The organism is Pseudonocardia sp. CA-107938, assembly GCF_050936315.1.
Classification (GTDB): Bacteria; Actinomycetota; Actinomycetes; order Mycobacteriales; family Pseudonocardiaceae; genus Pseudonocardia.
Genome location: NZ_JBNJNA010000001.1, coordinates 2043354 through 2061155, shown reverse-complemented (window position 1 = coordinate 2061155; position 17802 = coordinate 2043354). Strand labels below are relative to the sequence as shown.

22 protein-coding genes are annotated in these 17802 nt (G+C 72.1%); 12 read left to right on the top strand and 10 right to left on the bottom strand.

Annotation, left to right across the window (positions count from 1 at the left end; translation table 11 throughout):
• The first annotated feature begins 16 nt into the window (after positions 1-16).
• Complete coding sequence (locus tag ACQEVB_RS10255) at positions 17-580, top strand: TetR family transcriptional regulator (protein ID WP_432968044.1); 564 nt, start codon at positions 17-19, stop codon at positions 578-580.
• On the opposite strand, the gene ACQEVB_RS10250 is transcribed toward ACQEVB_RS10255, so the two are convergent.
• Entirely contained in the window at positions 555-1316 is a 762-nt protein-coding gene (locus ACQEVB_RS10250) for an enoyl-CoA hydratase/isomerase family protein (RefSeq protein WP_432968041.1), read from the bottom strand. The genes ACQEVB_RS10255 and ACQEVB_RS10250 overlap by 26 nt on opposite strands.
• A 60-nt stretch (positions 1317-1376) precedes the next feature.
• Here ACQEVB_RS10250 and ACQEVB_RS10245 point away from each other — a divergent pair, with 60 nt between their 5' ends.
• Both ACQEVB_RS10245 and ACQEVB_RS10240 read left to right on the top strand, forming a co-directional pair.
• A complete protein-coding gene (locus ACQEVB_RS10245) occupies positions 1377-2462 on the top strand; it encodes an S-(hydroxymethyl)mycothiol dehydrogenase (protein ID WP_432968038.1) in 1086 nt (361 codons plus the stop codon).
• Positions 2462-3079, top strand: a complete 618-nt coding sequence (locus tag ACQEVB_RS10240; protein ID WP_432968035.1) for an MBL fold metallo-hydrolase — start codon at positions 2462-2464, stop codon at positions 3077-3079. The genes ACQEVB_RS10245 and ACQEVB_RS10240 overlap by 1 nt, the downstream gene beginning before the upstream one ends.
• Here the strand turns inward: ACQEVB_RS10240 and ACQEVB_RS10235 are convergent, their stop codons facing one another.
• Both ACQEVB_RS10235 and ACQEVB_RS10230 read right to left on the bottom strand, forming a co-directional pair.
• A complete protein-coding gene (locus ACQEVB_RS10235) occupies positions 3080-3277 on the bottom strand; it encodes a hypothetical protein (RefSeq protein WP_432968032.1) in 198 nt (65 codons plus the stop codon).
• Positions 3264-3425 carry a hypothetical protein gene (locus ACQEVB_RS10230; RefSeq protein ID WP_432968029.1) on the bottom strand — a complete coding sequence of 54 codons (162 nt, stop codon included), beginning with the start codon at positions 3423-3425 and terminating at the stop codon, positions 3264-3266. The genes ACQEVB_RS10235 and ACQEVB_RS10230 overlap by 14 nt, the downstream gene beginning before the upstream one ends.
• A 191-nt stretch (positions 3426-3616) precedes the next feature.
• Here ACQEVB_RS10230 and ACQEVB_RS10225 point away from each other — a divergent pair, with 191 nt between their 5' ends.
• The 5 genes from ACQEVB_RS10225 to ACQEVB_RS10205 are packed head-to-tail and all read left to right on the top strand — an operon-like array spanning position 3617 to position 6448.
• Positions 3617-4522: a DUF6879 family protein gene (locus ACQEVB_RS10225; protein ID WP_432968026.1), complete on the top strand. Its 906-nt coding sequence runs from the start codon at positions 3617-3619 to the stop codon at positions 4520-4522.
• A 54-nt stretch (positions 4523-4576) separates the two neighbouring features.
• The gene (locus ACQEVB_RS10220) at positions 4577-5392 is read left to right on the top strand and encodes a Scr1 family TA system antitoxin-like transcriptional regulator (RefSeq protein WP_432968023.1); all 816 of its coding nucleotides are present in this window, start codon (positions 4577-4579) and stop codon (positions 5390-5392) included.
• Entirely contained in the window at positions 5392-5730 is a 339-nt protein-coding gene (locus tag ACQEVB_RS10215) for a hypothetical protein (protein ID WP_432968020.1), read from the top strand. Before ACQEVB_RS10220 ends, ACQEVB_RS10215 begins: the two co-directional genes overlap by 1 nt.
• A 44-nt stretch (positions 5731-5774) precedes the next feature.
• Positions 5775-6068, top strand: coding sequence for a type II toxin-antitoxin system Phd/YefM family antitoxin (locus ACQEVB_RS10210; RefSeq protein ID WP_432968017.1), 294 nt, complete (start codon positions 5775-5777; stop codon positions 6066-6068).
• Positions 6069-6073: 5 nt separating this feature from the next.
• Positions 6074-6448: a type II toxin-antitoxin system VapC family toxin gene (locus ACQEVB_RS10205; protein WP_432980290.1), complete on the top strand. Its 375-nt coding sequence runs from the start codon at positions 6074-6076 to the stop codon at positions 6446-6448.
• Here ACQEVB_RS10205 and ACQEVB_RS10200 read toward each other — a convergent pair.
• Entirely contained in the window at positions 6426-7406 is a 981-nt protein-coding gene (locus ACQEVB_RS10200; protein WP_432980287.1) for a zinc-binding alcohol dehydrogenase family protein, read from the bottom strand. The two genes, ACQEVB_RS10205 and ACQEVB_RS10200, sit on opposite strands and share 23 nt — an antisense overlap.
• Positions 7407-7443: 37 nt before the next feature.
• Positions 7444-8388, bottom strand: a complete 945-nt coding sequence (gene mtnA, locus ACQEVB_RS10195) for an S-methyl-5-thioribose-1-phosphate isomerase (RefSeq protein WP_432980285.1) — start codon at positions 8386-8388, stop codon at positions 7444-7446.
• A 113-nt stretch (positions 8389-8501) separates the two neighbouring features.
• Between mtnA and ACQEVB_RS10190 the strand changes: the two genes are divergently transcribed.
• The 3 genes from ACQEVB_RS10190 (at position 8502) to ACQEVB_RS10180 (ending at position 11818) form a co-directional block, all read left to right on the top strand.
• Positions 8502-9299: a hypothetical protein gene (locus ACQEVB_RS10190; RefSeq protein ID WP_432968014.1), complete on the top strand. Its 798-nt coding sequence runs from the start codon at positions 8502-8504 to the stop codon at positions 9297-9299.
• 7 nt (positions 9300-9306) lie between these two features.
• Complete coding sequence (locus ACQEVB_RS10185; RefSeq protein WP_432968011.1) at positions 9307-10332, top strand: gamma-glutamylcyclotransferase family protein; 1026 nt, start codon at positions 9307-9309, stop codon at positions 10330-10332.
• A gap of 115 nt (positions 10333-10447) precedes the next feature.
• Positions 10448-11818: an MFS transporter gene (locus ACQEVB_RS10180; protein WP_432968008.1), complete on the top strand. Its 1371-nt coding sequence runs from the start codon at positions 10448-10450 to the stop codon at positions 11816-11818.
• Positions 11819-11827: 9 nt separating this feature from the next.
• On the opposite strand, the gene ACQEVB_RS10175 is transcribed toward ACQEVB_RS10180, so the two are convergent.
• Genes ACQEVB_RS10175 through ACQEVB_RS10165 form a run of 3 tightly spaced genes read right to left on the bottom strand, consistent with a single transcriptional unit; the run spans position 11828 to position 14243 of the window.
• Positions 11828-12595: a transglutaminase family protein gene (locus ACQEVB_RS10175; protein WP_432968005.1), complete on the bottom strand. Its 768-nt coding sequence runs from the start codon at positions 12593-12595 to the stop codon at positions 11828-11830.
• Entirely contained in the window at positions 12595-13785 is a 1191-nt protein-coding gene (locus ACQEVB_RS10170; protein ID WP_432968002.1) for an amidohydrolase family protein, read from the bottom strand. Before ACQEVB_RS10170 ends, ACQEVB_RS10175 begins: the two co-directional genes overlap by 1 nt.
• Positions 13786-13832: 47 nt before the next feature.
• Positions 13833-14243 (bottom strand): tautomerase family protein, encoded by a 411-nt coding sequence (locus ACQEVB_RS10165; protein WP_432967999.1) that lies wholly within the window; start codon positions 14241-14243, stop codon positions 13833-13835.
• 107 nt (positions 14244-14350) lie between these two features.
• Between ACQEVB_RS10165 and ACQEVB_RS10160 the strand changes: the two genes are divergently transcribed.
• Positions 14351-15007, top strand: a complete 657-nt coding sequence (locus ACQEVB_RS10160; protein WP_432967996.1) for a winged helix-turn-helix transcriptional regulator — start codon at positions 14351-14353, stop codon at positions 15005-15007.
• Positions 15008-15011: 4 nt separating this feature from the next.
• On the opposite strand, the gene ACQEVB_RS10155 is transcribed toward ACQEVB_RS10160, so the two are convergent.
• Together ACQEVB_RS10155 and groL are read right to left on the bottom strand one after the other, a co-directional pair.
• A complete protein-coding gene (locus ACQEVB_RS10155; RefSeq protein ID WP_432967993.1) occupies positions 15012-16100 on the bottom strand; it encodes an amidohydrolase family protein in 1089 nt (362 codons plus the stop codon).
• Positions 16100-17785: a chaperonin GroEL gene (groL, locus tag ACQEVB_RS10150; protein WP_432967990.1), complete on the bottom strand. Its 1686-nt coding sequence runs from the start codon at positions 17783-17785 to the stop codon at positions 16100-16102. Before groL ends, ACQEVB_RS10155 begins: the two co-directional genes overlap by 1 nt.
• Between the last annotated feature and the right edge of the window lie 17 nt (positions 17786-17802).

Below are 17802 nucleotides of genomic sequence, written 5' to 3'. Positions count from 1 at the left end.
ACGGTAGCGTACGGAGGTGCCGTCACGACAGCGCCTCAGCGCCACCGACTGGACCGCCGCCGCGCTCGACGCGCTGGCCGACGGAGGGCTGGCCGCGATCGCCGTCGAACCCCTGGCCGCCCGCCTCGGCGCCACCAAGGGCAGCTTCTACTGGCACTTCGCCAATCGCGACGCACTGATCGCGGCGACGCTGGAGCGCTGGGAGAGCCACGACACCGAGGACGTCATCGCCCTGGTCGACACCGCGCCACCCGGGCTGCCGCGGCTGAAGGCGCTGATCGGGGGCGCGGTCGGCACGCGCGTCGGCGAGGCCGCCCGGGTCGAGCTCGCGCTGCTGGCGACGGCGCACCACCCGCTCGTCGCCCCGGTGCTCGCCCGGGTCACCCGGCGCCGGCTCGGGTACCTGACCGAGCGGTTCGTCGAGCTGGGGTTCTCCGCGGAGGAGGCAGCGCGGCGCGGGCTGCTCGCCTACACCAGCTACCTCGGCCTCGCCCAGCTCGCCCACGCGACGCCCGGCGAGGCGGACCTCTCGCCTGCCTACCTCGACACGATGATCAGGACCCTGACCGCTTCCCCGTGACGCGCGCGAGGTAGTCGGCTATCCAGCCGTCGGTCGCGCGGCGGCGCCAGAGCTCGGCGGTGTGGTCGTCGCCCTCGCCGCGGTCCATGACCTCGAGTGCGGGCCGCCGCAGCTGGGCCTTCGTGGCGGCGAACGTGTCGGACGGGACCTCGGCCGCCGTCGCCCGGGCGATCGCCACCGCCCGCGCCAGCAGCGCGTCGGGCGCCACCACCTCGTCGACCAGGCCGAACTCGCGGGCCGTGGCCGGATCGTGGGTCTGCGCGCCCATCACCAGCCGCCGCGCCACCACCGGCCCGACGGCGTGGATCATCACCTGCAACGGGACCTGCGGGAACGGCACCCCGACCTTGATCTCGGGGACGCCGATGCGCCCCTTCCCATCGGCCATCAGCACCGCGTCGGCACAGGCCGCGAGCACGCAGCCACCGGCGATGGCGTGCCCGTTCACGGCCGCGACGACGGGCTTGCCGAGCGTGAACACCGCCCGGAACGCCGCGCACAGCGCCGGCAGGAACTCGTCGACGTACGCGCCGCCACCGTCGACGATCCGGCGCAGGTCGACGCCGGCCGAGAACGCCGAACCGGTGCCCGTGAGGACCACGGCCGGCGCCGGGTCGTCGGCAAGCGACGCGAAGGTCTCCGCGATCGCCGTGCACAGCTCGAGGTCCATCGCGCTCACCGGGCCGTGCGCCAGGCGCACCACCGCGATGCCGTCCACCCGCTCGCGTTCGATCACGAGACGAGACGGTACAAGCGTGGCAGGGTACGCATGAACTCATCGATGAGGGGATGGCAGATGCCGCAGCAGGTCCGTGGAGTCGTCGCACCCGGCAAGGGCAAGCCGGTGACCGTGGAGACGATCACGATCCCCGATCCGGGGCCCGGTGAGGCCGTCGTGGCCGTCCAGGCGTGCGGGGTGTGCCACACCGACCTGCACTACCGCGAGGGCGGCATCAACGACGAGTTCCCGTTCCTGCTCGGCCACGAGGCCGCGGGCCTGGTCGAGTCGGTAGGCGAGGGCGTCACCGATCTCGCGCCGGGCGACTTCGTGATCCTGAACTGGCGCGCCGTCGACGGCACCTGCCGCGCGTGCCGCCGCGGGGAGCCCTGGTACTGCTTCTCCACGCACAACGCCGCGCAGAAGATGACGCTGGAGTCCGGCCAGGAGCTCTCCCCCGCCCTTGGGATAGGCGCGTTCGTGGAAAAGGCGCTGGTGCACTCCGGCCAGTGCACGAAGGTGAACCCGGCCGCAAAGCCCGAGGTCGCCGGCCTGCTCGGCTGCGGTGTCATGGCCGGCATCGGCGCCGCCATGAACACCGGCGGCGTGCGCCGCGGCGACTCGGTCGCCGTGATCGGCTGCGGCGGCGTGGGCGACGCCGCGATCGCCGGCGCGAAGCTCGCCGGCGCCACCACGATCATCGCCGTCGACGTCGACCCGCGGAAGCTGGAGTGGGCCAAGGAGTTCGGCGCCACCCACACCGTCAACGGCCGCGAGCGCGACGTCGTCGAGGCCGTGCAGGAGCTGACCGACGGCAACGGCGCCAACGTCGTCATCGACGCGGTGGGCCGGCCCGAGACCTTCAAGCAGGCGTTCTACGCGCGCGACCTCGCCGGCACCGCGGTGCTGGTGGGCGTGCCGACCCCGGACATGACGCTCGATCTGCCGCTGATCGACGTGTTCGGCCGCGGCGGCGCCACCAAGTCGTCCTGGTACGGCGACTGCCTGCCCACCCGCGACTTCCCGCTGCTCATCGACCTGCACCTGCAGGGAAGGCTGCCGCTGGAGAAGTTCGTCACCGAGACCATCTCCCTCGACGACGTCGAGGAGGCGTTCCACAAGATGGAGCGCGGCGAGGTGCTGCGGTCGGTGGTCCTGTTCTGATGGCGATCGACCACATCGTCACCTCCGGCACGTTCTCCCTCGACGGCGGCACGTGGGACGTCGACAACAACGTCTGGATCGTCGGCGACGACCGCGAGGTGCTCGTCATCGACGCCGCGCACGACGCGGAAGCGATCGCCGCCGCCGTCGGCGACCGGCGGGTGGTGGCCGTGGTGTGCACCCACGCGCACGACGACCACGTCAACCAGGCCCCCGCGCTGGCCGACCGCTTCTCCGCGCCGATCCTGCTGAACCCGGCCGAGGCGGTGCTGTGGGAGCTGACCTGGCCGGACCGCAAGCCCGACGGCGAGATCCCCGCGACGCTCGCCGCGGGCGGTGTCGAACTGCGGGCACTGGTCACCCCGGGCCACTCGCCGGGGTCCACCTGCCTATACGCGCCGGAACTGGGCACAGTGTTCACCGGCGACACCCTGTTCCACGGCGGACCGGGCGCGACCGGCCGCTCCTACTCGTCGTTCGACACGATCATCGAGTCCATCCGCACCACCCTGCTCACGCTGCCCGGCGACACCACCGTCCGCACCGGGCACGGCGACTCCACCAGCATCGGGTCGGAGGCGCCGCACCTGGACGAGTGGATCGCGCGCGGCCACTGATCATCGGGTCGGCCCGCCGCTCGGCGTGACCCCGTCCCCGGCGCGCCGGATCGCCACCGTCATCGCGCGCAGCGCCTCTTCCGGGGAGTCCGCGAAGCCCCACACCTCAGTGCAGGTGGTCTCCCGCCAGGCGTTCCACCACCAGCATCCGCGCCGGTCGTTCCAGACGACGCGGGTGTCCCACTCACGGCCGGCCATCGGCGCAGCTCTCCTGCACGGTGCGGGCGTGGAGGGCGTGGTTGCGGTGCACGCACGGGTGCACGGCCGCCGGGCGGTCGTGGACGACGCAGCGCGCGCACCGGCCTGTGCCGTCATCGACGTGCACGGCGAGGATCCGGTCCGCCATACCCGGGTCCCCGAGGATGAGGGTGATCAATGGTCCGATCAACGTCCGACCCTTCGTCTATACTCATGCTTATATTGCGTAATGCGAAGCTACACGAGCCCTAGCCGCTCGTCCATATGCATGAGTTGATGGACTAATGAGTCCTTCATGGAGACACTCAGGGCTCTGCACGAGCCGACGGGGGAGGCCCGATGACCAGAGACCTGACCATCACCACGCTGTGGACCGCGGCGTGGGAGGACAGCGACGAGGACCGCAACTGTCCGGGTGAGCACGTGCTGTCCGATCGACCCGACGTGCACTACGTGATCACCCGAAAACTGGACGAGGCCGCGGCTGCCGCGTACCTCGCCGAGCACGACATCACGCTGGAACCCGGCCAGGCGGTTGGCGGGGTACCCGCGCAGATGAGTGCCGACGGCCATCTCGTCTCGACGCTGGTCACCGATCCCGACGAACTGGCCGCCTTCGCCGAGCTCATGAACCCACGCGAGCAGTTGGGCACCGTGCCCGCTGCGGATCGGTCGCCGATCCTCCTCGTCGTGAAGGAGCTGGAGGACGTCATCGACGCGCACTACAAGGGCCCGGGTGACCGGCTGTTCCACCACGAGTGCCTGCCCTGGTACGACGTCCCGGCGCAGAACAGGAGCCGTGCCAAATGGCTCGCGGGCGAGTTCGACCCTGCGACGTATCACAGCCCCTGGGTCGACCGGATCGCCGAGGAGCGCCGTCGCGACATGATCACGAAGCGGCTGCGCATCCTGTCCGAGGAGCTCACCGACGACGAGCGGGCGTCGATGTTCGGCGGCATGACGTTCATCGCTCGGGAGGAGATCGTCCGCGTGCTGCACCGCGGTGAGCACATCATCCCCGGCGTGATCGACCACGACTACTGGATCTGCTTCCCGGTCGACGGACCACCGGTCGTGATCAGGTCGGAGTACACCGACGGAGGGGCGTTCGTCGGCTCGGAGGTGATCCCGCCGCCGCGCCACGATCTCTACCTGCGCGACGCCGAGGCCAAGTGGAACGCCGGCGTGCCGTACGAGGACTGGATCGCCGAGCACGCCGATTTGGCGCGGACCCCGGTCGGCTGATAGACGGAACAGGTGCCACGGCGATCCCAGGAGGAGGTCAGCAGGCGGGGTGAGATGCCCCAACTGCTGATCACCCTCCGCGGGAGCCGTCGGCAGGTGGACTTCGCCAAGGTCGTAGGGCTGACCCAGGCCAAGCTCTCCCGCCTGGAGCAGGGCCAGGGACCGCCGCTCGATCCAGAAGCCGCGGCCGCCTTCGCGGCCGCGGCCGGTGCGACGCCCGAGCAGGCTGCTCGGCTGGTCGAGCTGGCCGAGGTGAGCACCGCCACCCACTACGCGCACCTGGGCCGCACCGTGGTCCTGCGCAACGCCCACGTCATCCAGGGCCGCATCCGTGACTACATGGCCACCGCGGACTACGTCTGGAGCTGGAGTTCCAACAGTGTCTCGGGCGTGCTGCAGACCCGGGCGTGGACCAAGGCCATGCTGGCCGGCGACGACGACGGCGCCGACCCCGGCCCGGAGTGGTGGGCTCGCCGTGAAGAGCGGACCGCGTTGCTCGACGATCCGGCCCGCTCCTGGCGGTTCCTGCTCTACGAGGGCGCGCTGCGCTGGATCGTTGACTCGCGCGCGGTGCAGGCCGAGCTCGTGGAACACATCGCCGAGGTCAGCACCCGAGAGCACGTCGAGATCGCCGTGATCGACCAGTCGAGCCCCAAACCGCTAACGGCGACCGGCACCTTCCTCATCTACGGGGAGCGCGCCGCCGAAGTCAGTGGCGCGCTCGGTCCCGCTTACGTCGAGGACCCAGCCGATCTCGCTGTGCTGCGCGGGATCTTCGAGCGGCTCTGGGCGCAGGCCCACCAGGGCGACGATGCCCGCGAGTTACTGGCACGGATCGCCCGGTCGATCCGCGGAAGGCGAGGCCGCTGATGGGTGCCGATGGGTTCGTCGCGTTCGTCGGGGTCAAGATCCCGCTCGACCCCGACGACGAGGAGACCCTCGACGCGTGGGGCGAGGAGAGTCACCCCGACGCCGAAGCGGCCACCGCCGCCGGCCTTGAGGTGTGGACCGGCCGGTTCACCGACGGCGAGGACCACTACGCCATGGTCGGGCGGTTGCTCGGCACCTTCGGGCTGGAGGGCGACTCCCATCGGGCCGTGCCACCGGAGGAGATCGGGCGGATCGCCGAGGAGGTCGGGCCGGTGCTGGCGCGGCTCGGGCATCGCGACCCACCCGTGCTGCACCTGCAGTTCGAGGCGCAGTACTGAGCGAAATACCCGCCGTGTAGCACGTCAAGTGCTACCTTGCGGTCATGAGCGAGCCCGAGCCGATCGGCATCCGCGAGTTGCGGCAGAACGCCTCGCGATACGTGGAGATGGCCGTGGAAGGCCGACGCGTACCGGTGACGAGGCGCGGGAAGCTCGTCGCCTACCTCGTGCCGGCAGAGGAGCCGCGATCGGTGTACGAGCAGATGGTCGCGGCCGGGCAGATCCGGCCCGCCCTTCAGCGGGGAACGCGCGGCCTGCCCCCGCCGCTGCCTCTCGACGACGACGGTCCGTCTCTGTCCGAGACGCTCCGCCAGATGCGCGACGAGGAGCGCTATTGATCTACGTGGACACCTCGGCGCTGATCAAGCTGGTCATCGCCGAGGACGAGTCCGTCGCTGTCGACCGGTACCTGGACGGCGCCGACATGCTGTCGAGCAGCCTGCTCGTCGTCGAGGCGAGGCGCAGCATCCTCCGGCGGGCACCGGACCGCCTGCCGCAGATGGACATCGTGCTCACCAGGGTCGGAACCGCGGAGATCTCCGCAGCCATCATCGAGTCGGCCAGCCGGCTCCCCGACCCGATGCTGCGCTCGCTCGACGCCATCCACCTGGCAACTGCCCTCATGGTCCGCGACGACCTCACCGCCGTCCTCACCTACGACGACCGGCTCGCGACGGCAGCCGCGAGCCACGGCCTCACGGTCGAGAGCCCAGCGTGACGACGATCTTCCCGACCACGCGGTCGTGCTCCATGTCGTCGTGCGCGCGGCGGATGTCGTCGAACGCGTAGACGGTCGGCTCGGCGATGTCGAAGGTGCCCTCGGCGATGCCGTCGAGGACGTCCTGCAGCGCGTCGGCGGGCAGGTCGGAGGCGTCGCCGCTGTACGCGGTGAGCCGCACGCCGTTGGGGAGGTAGGCGATCGGGTAGAAGTCCGGGATCACCCAGGCGTTGGAGAGGATCCCGGAGAAGCAGACGGTGCCGTGCACGCGCACCGCCTGCAGCGTGTCGGGCAGGGTCGGGGCGCCGACCAGCTCCAACGCCGCGTCGACGCCGTCGGGCACGATCGCGCGCACCTGCTTCGCCAGCTCGCCGTCGTCGACGAGCGGGTGGTCGACGCCGAGGTCGGCGAGCGCGGCCAACCGGTCGGGACGGCGCGTGGTGGCGAGCACCGTGGCGCCGGTGCGCTTGGCCAGCGCGATCGCCGCCGTCCCCACCGACGACGTGCCGCCGCGCACCAGCAGCGTCTGGCCCTTCTGCAGGTCCAGGCCGGTGGTCAGGGAGCCGTACGCGGTCTGCAGGGTCTCGGGGAGCGCTGCGATCCGCTCCCACGGCAGGTCGGAACGGAACGGCACGACCTGCGCCGCCGGCACGAGGGTGTACTGGGCGTACCCGCCGTCGAAGGTGCGGCCCATCCCGCCCATCATCGCCGCGACCTGCTGGCCCTCGGCGAACTCGCCGCCGGGGGCAGCGGCGACCACACCGGTGGCCTCGATGCCGGGCACGCGGGGGAACGTGACGCCCTCGGCGAGGCCCAGCCGGGTGTGCAGCTCGGAGCGGTTGACCCCGAACGCGCGTACCTCGATCAGCACCCAGCCAGGGCGCGGCTCGGGTACCGGCAACGTTCGGATCTGCAGGTTCTCGACGGGCCCCGGCCCGCTCAGCACCACCGCGCGCATCTCGGCCATGCGCCGGCCAACGCGGCGGGGTGCCGGATCATTCCGGCCGCCACACCCGTTCCTCGGTGACGATGGCCGTCACCAGGTCGGCCGGGGTCACGTCGAACGCGGGGTTCCAGGCGGGGCCGCCGGCGAGCACCTCGTCGGCGGCGCGTTCCTCGATCTCGATGGCAGCCCCGTCCGGGGTCGCGGGATCGACCGTCGTCTCCGGTGCCGCGACGACGAACGGGATGCCGGCTCGGGCCGCGGCCAGCGCCAGCGGGTAGGTGCCGATCTTGTTGGCGACGTCGCCGTTGGCAGCCACCCGGTCCGCCCCCACGACGACCGCGTCGACGAGCCCGCGGGCGATGATCGACGCGCCGGCGCCGTCGACGACGACGCGGTGCGGGATGTCCTCGGCGGCCAGCTCGACGGCCGTGATGCGGGCGCCCTGCAGCAGCGGCCGGGTCTCGTCCGCGACGACCAGGTCGACCTGTCCGCGCTGGTGCAGCGACCGCACGACGCCGAGCGCGGTGCCCCACTCGACGCAGGCCAGCGCGCCGGCGTTGCAGTGCGTGTGCAGCCGCAGCGGACGCGGACCGCACAGCTGCGCGAGCAGGTCGGCACCCCGGTCGCCGATGGCGTGGCAGGCGGCGATGTCCGCGTCGCGCAGCGCCAGGGCCGCCGCGAGCACGGCGCCCGGGCCGTCGGGGGCGGCGGCCATGGCGTGGCGCACCCCCACCGTGAGGTTCACCGCCGTCGGGCGCGCGACGGCCAGCCGGTCCGCGGTCGCCGCGAGGTCCGCGCCCTTCTGCGTACGGGCGGCCAGCGCCACGCCCAGCGCACCGGCGACGCCGAGCGCGGGCGCCCCGCGCACCACCAGCCGGCGGATCGCGTCGATCAGCTCGTCCACTCCGGTGATGTCCACGGTGGTCAGGCGGGGCAACGCCGTCTGGTCGACGAGCCGGATCCGCCCGTCCACCCAGTCGATCGCGCGAGGCAGCACGTGTCGACCCTAACCGGCGGCCCGGGCAACGCCCCGGGATACCGATGTCGGACGCATGGGAGGATCCACGCCCTGGGCCTGAAACGGCCGGAAACCCAGGGGGTTGACTCATGCGCAAGACGTTCCTGCTCGCCGCTTGTACAGCGGCCGCGTTGGCGCTGGCGGGCTGTGGGGGCAGCACTGCCGGCACCGCGGCACCCGCGCCTGGCGCCGCCGCACCGGCCCCGGTCGCGCAGATCACCACGATCGACCAGCTGTCGGATGCGATCTCGAAGTCGACGCAGGGCAAGACCAGCGCGTCCATGTCGATGAACATGAGCGTCGGCGGCCAGTCGATCACCGGCGAGGGCGCCTACGCGATCAACGGCTCCGACGTGAAGATGCAGCTCACGTTGACCGTCCCCCAGATGGGCGCGATGGAGATGCGCCTCATCGACAGGGTCATGTACGTCAAGAACTCTCAGCCGAACGCGAAGTGGCTGAAGATGCCCGTCGACCCGAACGACCCGCGGACCGCCCAGTTCTCCCAGATCATCGACCAGGTCGACGTCACGAAGCAGTTCGACCAGTTCAAGTCCATCAGCACCATGAAGGGCAAGGCCGAGGAGCCCGTCGACGGCGCCCCGGCAACGCGCTACGACATCGCGGTGGACATGAGCAAGGCCGCCGCCGCGGCGACCACGCCTGCGGAGAAGGAGCAGATCGAGCAGCTGCAGCAGTCCGGGGTGCAGAACGTCGACATGCAGCTGTGGCTCGATCAGGCGAACCTGCCGATCCAGTACAAGACGGCCATCTCCGCCCAGGGCCAGGCGGTGACCGTCCTGGTGAAGCTCAAGAACTGGGGCGAACCGGTCACCGTGACCGCGCCGCCGGCCGACCAGATCACCGAGCTGCCCAAGGGCAACTGATCGAAGGATGTGGCCGGACGCGCTGTTCCCCGTCGACCCGTACCCGGGTTCGACACCGGACAGCTCGTTCGTCCACGTCGCAGGGCACAGCCATCCGCTACGACCCAGCCGATCCGGCTGGGCCGTGGCGGGCGCGCCGCTCGACACCTGGCTCGACCGGCACGGTGCCTCGCCGAGCCGGGACCGGGTCCCGCTGCTCACCTACGGGTCGAACCGGTGCCCCTCCAAGATCACCTGGTTGCGCGCGGTCCACGGGCTCGGCGACGAGCCGGTGGTCGTCCTGCGGGCGCGCACGACCGGTCTCGCCGCCGTCTGGGCGTCGGGGTTGCGCCTCCGCGACGCGCAACGACCGGCGGTGCTCGCCGCAGCGCCCGGCCTCGTCGAGCAGCACGCGGTCTGGCTCGCCACGCCGGCGCAGATCGCGGCGCTGGACCGCTGCGAGGGCCGCGGTGACCGCTACCGGCTCGCCCGTCTCGACACCGGCGAGGTCCGCACCGAGGACGGCGCGCTGATCGAGCGCCCGTGGTGCTACCTGGGCCGCTCCGAGATCCGCCGCCCGCTCCTCGTCGACGGGCAGCCGGTGCGGTGCGCGGACGTCGCGCAGGACGCCGCCGCAGCGCTCGTCGGAGCACCCGCCGGCGGCGACGGCCTCGTCGCGCGCACCGAGCGCGGCGCGCCCGACCCTGCGAACTGGCCGGCCGCCCTGTTCGCCTACGGCTCGCTGCAGCCCGGCCATCCGGCGTGGACGCTCGTCGCCCCGCACGCCGCCGGGGCGCCGGTCGCCGCGAGCGTCCCCGGCACGGTGCTCGACACCGGGCTGGGCTACCCCGCCTGGCTGCCCGACGGGCCCGGCGTCACGCCCGGCGCGGTGGTGCCGCTGCGCGACCCCGCCGGCCTCCTGCCCGTCCTCGACGAGTACGAGGGCCCCGACTACGAGCGCGTCCGCGTCGCCGTCGACGGGCGGGTGTGCTGGGCGTACGCCTGGCGCTCGCCCGTCGACGGGTTCCGCGTGCTGCCCGACGGCTGGCGCTGAGCGCGGCGCACGGATTCCGCCGTCCTGCGGCATCGCGTCGGCGCAGGTACGGTCCTGCCGTTATCCGGGCGGCGCCGCACCCGGCGCGGCCATCGATGTCAAGGGAGTCGAGCACATGGTCGACCCGGCGCGGTCCGCACCCACAGCCACCTCCTCCGAGGTCCCGCCGGCGCAGCTTCGTCGAGCCGTCGGGGCATCCGCGCTGGGGAACGCGACGGAGTGGTTCGACTACGGGGTCTACGCCTACGTCGCTACCGAGATCGGGCAGAACTTCTTCCCCGGCGAGTACTCGACGCTCGCGGCGCTGCTGGTGTTCGCGGTGTCGTTCGTCCTGCGGCCGCTCGGCGGCTTCATCTGGGGCCCGCTGGGCGACCGCCTGGGCCGTACCACCGTGCTCGCGACCACGATCATCCTGATGTGCGGCGCGACCTTCCTGGTCGGCGTGCTGCCCGGCTACGCGACCATCGGCATCTGGGCGCCGATCCTGCTCGTCCTGCTCCGGGTGGTCCAGGGCTTCTCGACGGGTGGTGAGTACGGCGGGGCCGCGACGTTCATGGCCGAGTACTCCCCCGACAGGAAGCGGGGCTTCTGGGGCAGCTTCCTCGAGTTCGGGACGCTGGCGGGCTTCACCGCCGCGGTGCTCGTCGTCTACCTGGTCAACGTCATCGTCGGTGACGCGGCGATGGCGGAGTGGGGATGGCGCATCCCGTTCCTGCTGTCCCTGCCGCTGGGCGGGATCGGGCTGTACCTCCGGCTGAAGATGGAGGACACGCCCTGCTTCCGCGAGCTCGACGCGGCCGGCGAGTCCGAGAGCGGTGCAGCGCTCGCGTTGAAGGCGCTGGTCGTCGACTACTGGAAACCGGTGCTCCAGCTCTTCGGTCTCGTCATCGCGCTGAACGTCATCAACTACACGCTGCTGGCGTACATGCCGACGTACCTGCAAGGGACGATCGGGCTCGACTCGGCGAGCGCCGACCTCCTGGTCATCATCGGCCAGGTCGCGATGATGATCGTGATCCCGTTCGCCGGAGCGCTGTCCGACCACATCGGGCGCAAGTCGTGCTGGTGGATCTCGCTGGCCGGCATCTTCGTGCTGGCGATCCCCATGTTCCTGCTGATGGCGCAGGGTCTCGTCCCGGCCATCATCGGGTTCACCGTGCTGGGGCTGGTCTACCTCCTGCAGCTGGGCACGATCTCGGCGACCTTCCCGGCGATGTTCCCGACCCACGTCCGGTACTCGGGGATGGCGATCTCCTACAACGTCGCCACGGCCGTGTTCGGCGGAACGGCGCCCGCGGTGAACGACGCGCTGATCAAGGCCACCGGCAACAACCTCGTTCCGGCCTTCTACATGATGGGCTCGTGCGTGGTCGGCATGGTGGCGTTGTGGTTCGTGGTCGAGACGAAGGGGGCGTCGCTGCGCGGGCGCGGCGTGCCCGGCGTCGACTCCGGCCCGGTGAGCACCGGCCGGCACGTCGCCACGTGAGGTTCCTCCTCAGTTGAGGTGGGCCAGCAGGCTCCGGGCCCGCAGCTCCAGCGCCGCACGCTGCTCGGCCGGCAGCTCCGGCGGCGTGGCGCGCAGGAGCGCCGCGCCCTCGTCCCAGCGCGCCTGCGCGCCCAGCGCCTCCGCGAGCTCGACGAGGTGGGTGAGGTCGGCCGCGGGCAGGGCGAGCCGCATCCGCAGCACCCGTTCCAGGTCGGCGGGACGGCGACGGGTGCGGTAGCTGCCGCGCAGGTTCTCCAGCATCCGCGCGAGGATCGCCCAGGCCGGCACGGGTGCGAGGAACGCAGGCTCGAACTCGCCCTGCCCGCCCAGCTCCCGCCAGCGACGCTCGCAGCCCGCGGCGTCCAGCTCGGTACCGCCGGCGAACACGTCGAGGAAACGGCCGGTGCCGGGCACCTCGACGAGGAAGTGCCCCGGCATCCCGATGCCGTCGAGCGCGATGCCGGCGCGCCGCCCCACCTCGATCGTGACGACCGCGAGCGAGATCGGGATGCCCAGGCCGCGACCCAGCACGTACGGGATCAGCGAGTTGCGCGGATCGGTGTAGTCGGTGGCGTTGCCGGTCAGGCCGATGTCGACGAACAGCCGTCGCAGCAGCGCGTCCAGCGAGTCGACGCCGTCGGCGAGCCCGTCGAGCGCGCGCAGCCAGCGCTCGACGTCGGTGTCGGGTTCGACGGCCGCGGCGAGGAGCAGCGCGCAGCGGTCGAGCGGCGGGGCGTCGCCCTGCACGAGCTCGGCGAACTCCTCGACGGCGTCCATCACCCCATGATTGCGCTCGGCTGGCCCGCCAGGTAGACGGCGAGTGGCCGTTGCAGGGCGGCGATGTCGGCGATCGGGTCGCCGTCGACGACGAGGAGGTCGGCGTCGTGCCCGGGCCTGATCCGGCCCTTGGTGGTCGCGCCGAGCGCGTCCGCGGCGGCGGAGGTGGCCGCGGTGAGCGCGGCGCGGGACGGCATCCCGGCCGTCACGTACTCGGCGAGGGTGAGCGGGAGCAGGCCGTGCGGCTTGGCCGGGCCGATGCCGCCGTCGGAACCGGCGACGAACGCCACGCCCGCGCCGTGGACCAGCCCGGCGACCCGGCGCAGGCTTTCCTCGGTGACCCCGGCCCGCGCGGCGATCGCGATGATCTCCGGGGGCACCACGACGGCGGGGTCGGAGCCCAGGGTGGGGCAGACCACGGTGCCCGCCTGCGCGAGCGCCGCGAGGAGGTCGTCGCTGATCTGCACCCCGGTCGCGGTGAGGCAGGTGCAGTGCTCGATGCCGTCGACGCCGGCGCGGATCGCCTGCTCGACGGCCGACAGGGCGTGGGCGTGCGCCGTGGTCGGCAGTCCGTGCGCGCGTGCCTCCGCCACGACCGCGCGCAGCTCGTCCTCGGTGAACTGGGGACGCGTGGTGTCGGTGCCCGGGGTCAGCACACCGCCGCTCGCCATGATCTTGACGACGTCGGCGCCGAGCTCGGCGCGCTTGCGGACGTGCGCCCGCAGCTCCGCCTCCCCGCTGGCCTGCCCGCCCATCGACCAGCAGTGCCCGCCGACGCTGGTGATCGGCGGGCCCGAGGCGAACACGGCCGGCAGCCCGGCCCCGCCACCGTCACGCCGCCAGGAGAGGACGGCGCCGTCCTGGTCGCCGAGGTCCCGGACGGTGGTGACGCCAGCAGCCAGGTGCTGCCGCAGCGACGCCACGACGGTCGCGTCGAGCTGCTCACGACCGGACTCGGCCAGCCGCTCGAGCGCACCCGGGCCGGCGTCGGCGCACAGGTGCACGTGGCAGTCGATCAACCCGGGCAGGATCGTCGCCGTCGGCAGGTCGGTGACCGGCCAGCCGTCCGGCACGCTCCCCCGCGGGTCCACCCCGACCGTGCGGCCGTCCTCGACGAGCACGGCGACCGGCCCGTCCAGCACCTGCTCGCCGTCGAAGACGCGAGCCGCGCGCACCGCGAATCTCCCCATGTGAATCCCCCCTCGTGGTCCATCGTGCCCGAGCAGCGGGCGCTCGGTCATCGATGATTGAGCTGCCGCATGGCCTCGACGGCGTCGGGGTCGTCGGACAGGAGCCGGCCGCCGAAGCCGGCGTACTCCAGCGGGTAGTGGTTCATCAGGACGAGGGTCTCGGCGGTGTTGGCCAGGCCTTCGTAGCCCGCGGCGATCGCCGCGCTGATCCGGTTGGACATCGCCCGCCGGGCGTCGATGTCGTCCAGTTCGGGCACCTCCAGGAAGACCAGTGGCCGGATCGGCTCGGCGCCGATGCGGCCGTCCTGCGCGACGGACCCGGGCGGGTACTCGCGCAGCCAGACGCGGACGTCGGGGACGCGGAAGGCCTCGTCGACCGCGGCCGTGATCTCCCGCACCATCTGCAGCTTCGCCTCGTCGCCGATGCCCTGCGGGGCCTCGATGAGGATCTGTGGCATGTCTTCCTCCTGCTCGACCAGATTGATAGTCGGACAGTACGACTATGAAGTCGGAAAACACAACTACCTTGGCGGACTTTCCGATCGCCGCTGGTAGGGTGGTTGCCGTGGCAGGCCGACGGAAGTACGGCGAGGGGTGCGCTGTGACCCACGCCCTCGATCTCATCGGCGAGCGCTGGGCGTTGGTCATCGTGCGCGAGCTGCTGCTGGGCCCGAAGCGGTTCTCCGACCTGCGGGCCGGGATCCCCGGCGCGAGCGCGGACATGCTGTCGACGCGGCTGCGCGAGCTGCACGAGGCCGGGGTCGTCGTCCAGCGCCGGCTGCCGCCACCGGCCGCGTCGCAGGTCTACGAACTGACCAGCTGGGGCGCCGAGCTGGACCAGGTGATCACCGACCTCGGGCGGTGGGGCAGCCGCTCGCCGACGCTGGAGCACGACGCGGACACCAGCGTCGACTCGGTCATGTTGTCGCTTCGGGCGATGTTCGACCCGGCCACGGCCGCCGGCTGGGCGGCGACGATCGCGCTCGTCGTCGACGGGCGCCCGTTCCGGGTCGAGATCGCCGACGCCGAGCTGCGGCTGTCAGCAGGACCTACCGACGAGCCGACGGTGACGATCGCGACCGACCGGGGCACGCTCGTCGCCCTGCTCTACTCCGGCCGCGCACTCGCCGACGCGGTGCGCGACGGCACCGTGCTGGTCGACGGCCCGAGCGCGGTGGCCGAGCACTTCCTCCGGCTCTTCCCCCTGCCCGAACCGGCCTGATCCCTTAGGCACCCGCCGCCGCGACTCCTGGCGCAGCGTGCAGGTCGCCGATCCGGTAGAGCCGAGCCGCGTTGCCGCCGAGCACCGCACGCACCGCCGTGGTGTCCCAGCGCGGGTAGCGGTGGATCAGCTCCGGCGGGAACCGGTACGAGGCGAGCTCGCGCACGAGCCGCCCCGGTCGGACCATCGGGTAGCCGCTGCCGAAGAGCAGCCGCTGCGCCCCGAACGCCCGCAGCAGGCCGCCGAACGCGTGCGCGAAGTCCGTCGAGCCCATCCACGGCAGGATCTCGGTGAGCAGCACGGACACGTTCGGCAGCTCGCCGAGCGCGCACAGCTGCCGGCCGGGCAGGCAGCCCGCCCCGAGCACGAACGACACTTCCGGCAGCTCCCCCGCCAGCGCCCGCAGCTGCGCCGGGTCGAACCCGGGCGGCGCGACCCGCTCCGCTGCGCGCCGCACCGGCAGCATCGACCCGGACTGGAGCGGTTCCGCCCAGCTCGGGACATGTGGCCGCCGCCGCGCGTCGGGTTCCTCCCGCCGCCAGGGCGCCGGGCGCGTCGACGGCCCCACCCCGACGTGGACGACGTCGGCGCCCGCCTCCGCGCACCGGGCCAGCACCCGGCGCAGCCACGGCTCCCCGAGCGGCAGCCGGCCGGTGGGCCGACGCTGCTCGCACAGGGTGATGCCGCGCAGGTCGTGCCGGCGCACCCGCGGGACGAGCCCGCGGGCGCCCGGCTGACCGGCGGCGGGATCCAGCTCGCCGGACAGGACGAACCGGTCCGGCATCCACTCGGCCATCTCGGCGTGCCACTCGAGCGGGCTGAAGCCCAGCACGAACAGGTCGCCGAGCACCACCGGCTGCAGCACCGCGCGGTCGACGAACCCGGTGTCGAACACGTCGCGCAGCAGGCTCTCCTCCGACACGCGCTCGACCTGGTGCCGCGGCACGCCGACCCCGTCCAGCTCGCGGTGGCGGCGCAGCAGGTCGGTGGCGTACACCTCCCCGTCGGGGATGGCCTGGTTGTGCGGGCTGGCGTCCCACACGTGCACCTGGCCGTCGACGACGCGGAACGACTCGCCGCGGTGGGTGAACATCAGCCCATGGACGGGCCGAGGCCCAGCGACTGGGGGGTGCTCGAATCCGGCGACGGCTGCGGGATGCCCTCGTCGAGCTGGCCGAACTCGGTCATCAGCGCCTTGTTCCACGGCGTCTGCTCCTCGGCCACCAGCGAATTGGTGGTGAGGATCAGCCCGGCGACGGACGCGCCGTTCTGCAGCGCGGAGCGCACGACCCGCAGCGGGTCGATGATGCCGAGCTCGACCATGTCGCCGTAGCGGCCCTCCAGCGCGTCGAACCCCTCGTCGACGCCCAGCGCAGTGACCTGCTTGACGACGTCGTCACCGTCGTAGCCGGCGTTGGAGGCGATCAGGTGCACCGGCTCGGTGAGCGACGCCCGCACGATCTCCACGCCGATCCGGTAGTCGCCGGTGACGTCGAGCGCGTCGAGTGCGGGTTCGGCGTGCAGCAGCGCCGCGCCGCCGCCCGCCACGATGCCCTCGGCCATCGCGGCCCGCGTGGCCTGCAGCGAGTCGTCGACGCGGTGGCGGATCTCCTTGAGCTCCGCGTTGGTCGGCGCGCCGACCAGGATGATCGCCGCCTTGCCCGAGAGCCGGGCGATGCGGTCGTTCAGCCAGTCCTCGTCGGTGCCGATGCTCGCCCGCGCCATCTCGGCGCGCAGCTGGGCCAGCCGCCGCTCCAGCGCGTCCGGGTCGCCACCACCGCCGATGATCACGGTCTGCTCGTTGGTGGCCCGCACCTGCCGGGCCCGCCCCAGGTGCTCGACGGTCATCTGCTCCAGCGCGAACGACGACGCCTTCGAGTGCACCTTCCCGCCGCACAGCGCGGCCATGTCCTCCAGCAGGTGCACCCGCTTCTCGCCGAAGCCCGGCGCCTGGATCGCGGTCACCTTGATGTGCCCGTTCACGTGGTTGTGCACGAGCATCTGCAGCGCCGTGCCCTCGACCTTCTCGGCCACGATGACCAGCGGCTTCGGGTCACGCATGACCTTCTCGAGCACCGGCATCAGCGTGCGGACGTCGGTGATCTTCTCGGCGGAGAACAGCAGGTACGGGTCGTCGAGGACGGCCGTCATCGAGCCGGGGTCGGTCACCAGGTACGGCGACACGTAGCCGTTGTCGAACTCGAAGTCCTCGACGAAGTTCACCGAGAGGCCCGGCACCGGGCTGTCGTCGACCGAGATGACGCCCTCGTCGCCGACGGTGTGCAGGGTGCGGGCGACGACGCGCCCGATCGTCTCGTCGTCGTTGGCGGAGATGGCGGCGACGCGCGAGAGCTCCTCCTCGCTGGACACCGGGTGCGCGACCTGCGAAAGCCGGTCGACGATCACCCCGACCGCCAGGTCGATCCCGCGCTTGACCAGCACCGGGTTGCCGCCGTCGGAGATGGCCCGCATGCCGGCGCGGACGATGGCCTGCGCGATCACGGTGGCGGTGGTGGTGCCGTCGCCGACGGTGTCGTTGGTCTTGACGGCGGCTTCTTTGAGGATCTGCGCGCCCATGTTCTCGAACGGGTCGCGCAGGTGGATCTCCCGGGCGATGGTGACGCCGTCGTTGGTGACCTCCGGCGTCCCGGTGATCTTCTCCAGGATGACGTTGCGGCCCTTCGGCCCGAGCGTGCTCTTGACGGCTTCGGCGAGCTGGTCGACGCCGGCCTGCAACAGCTGCCGGGCCTCCTCGCCGAATCGCAGTTCCTTGGCCATGGATCGTCCTCCTGGAG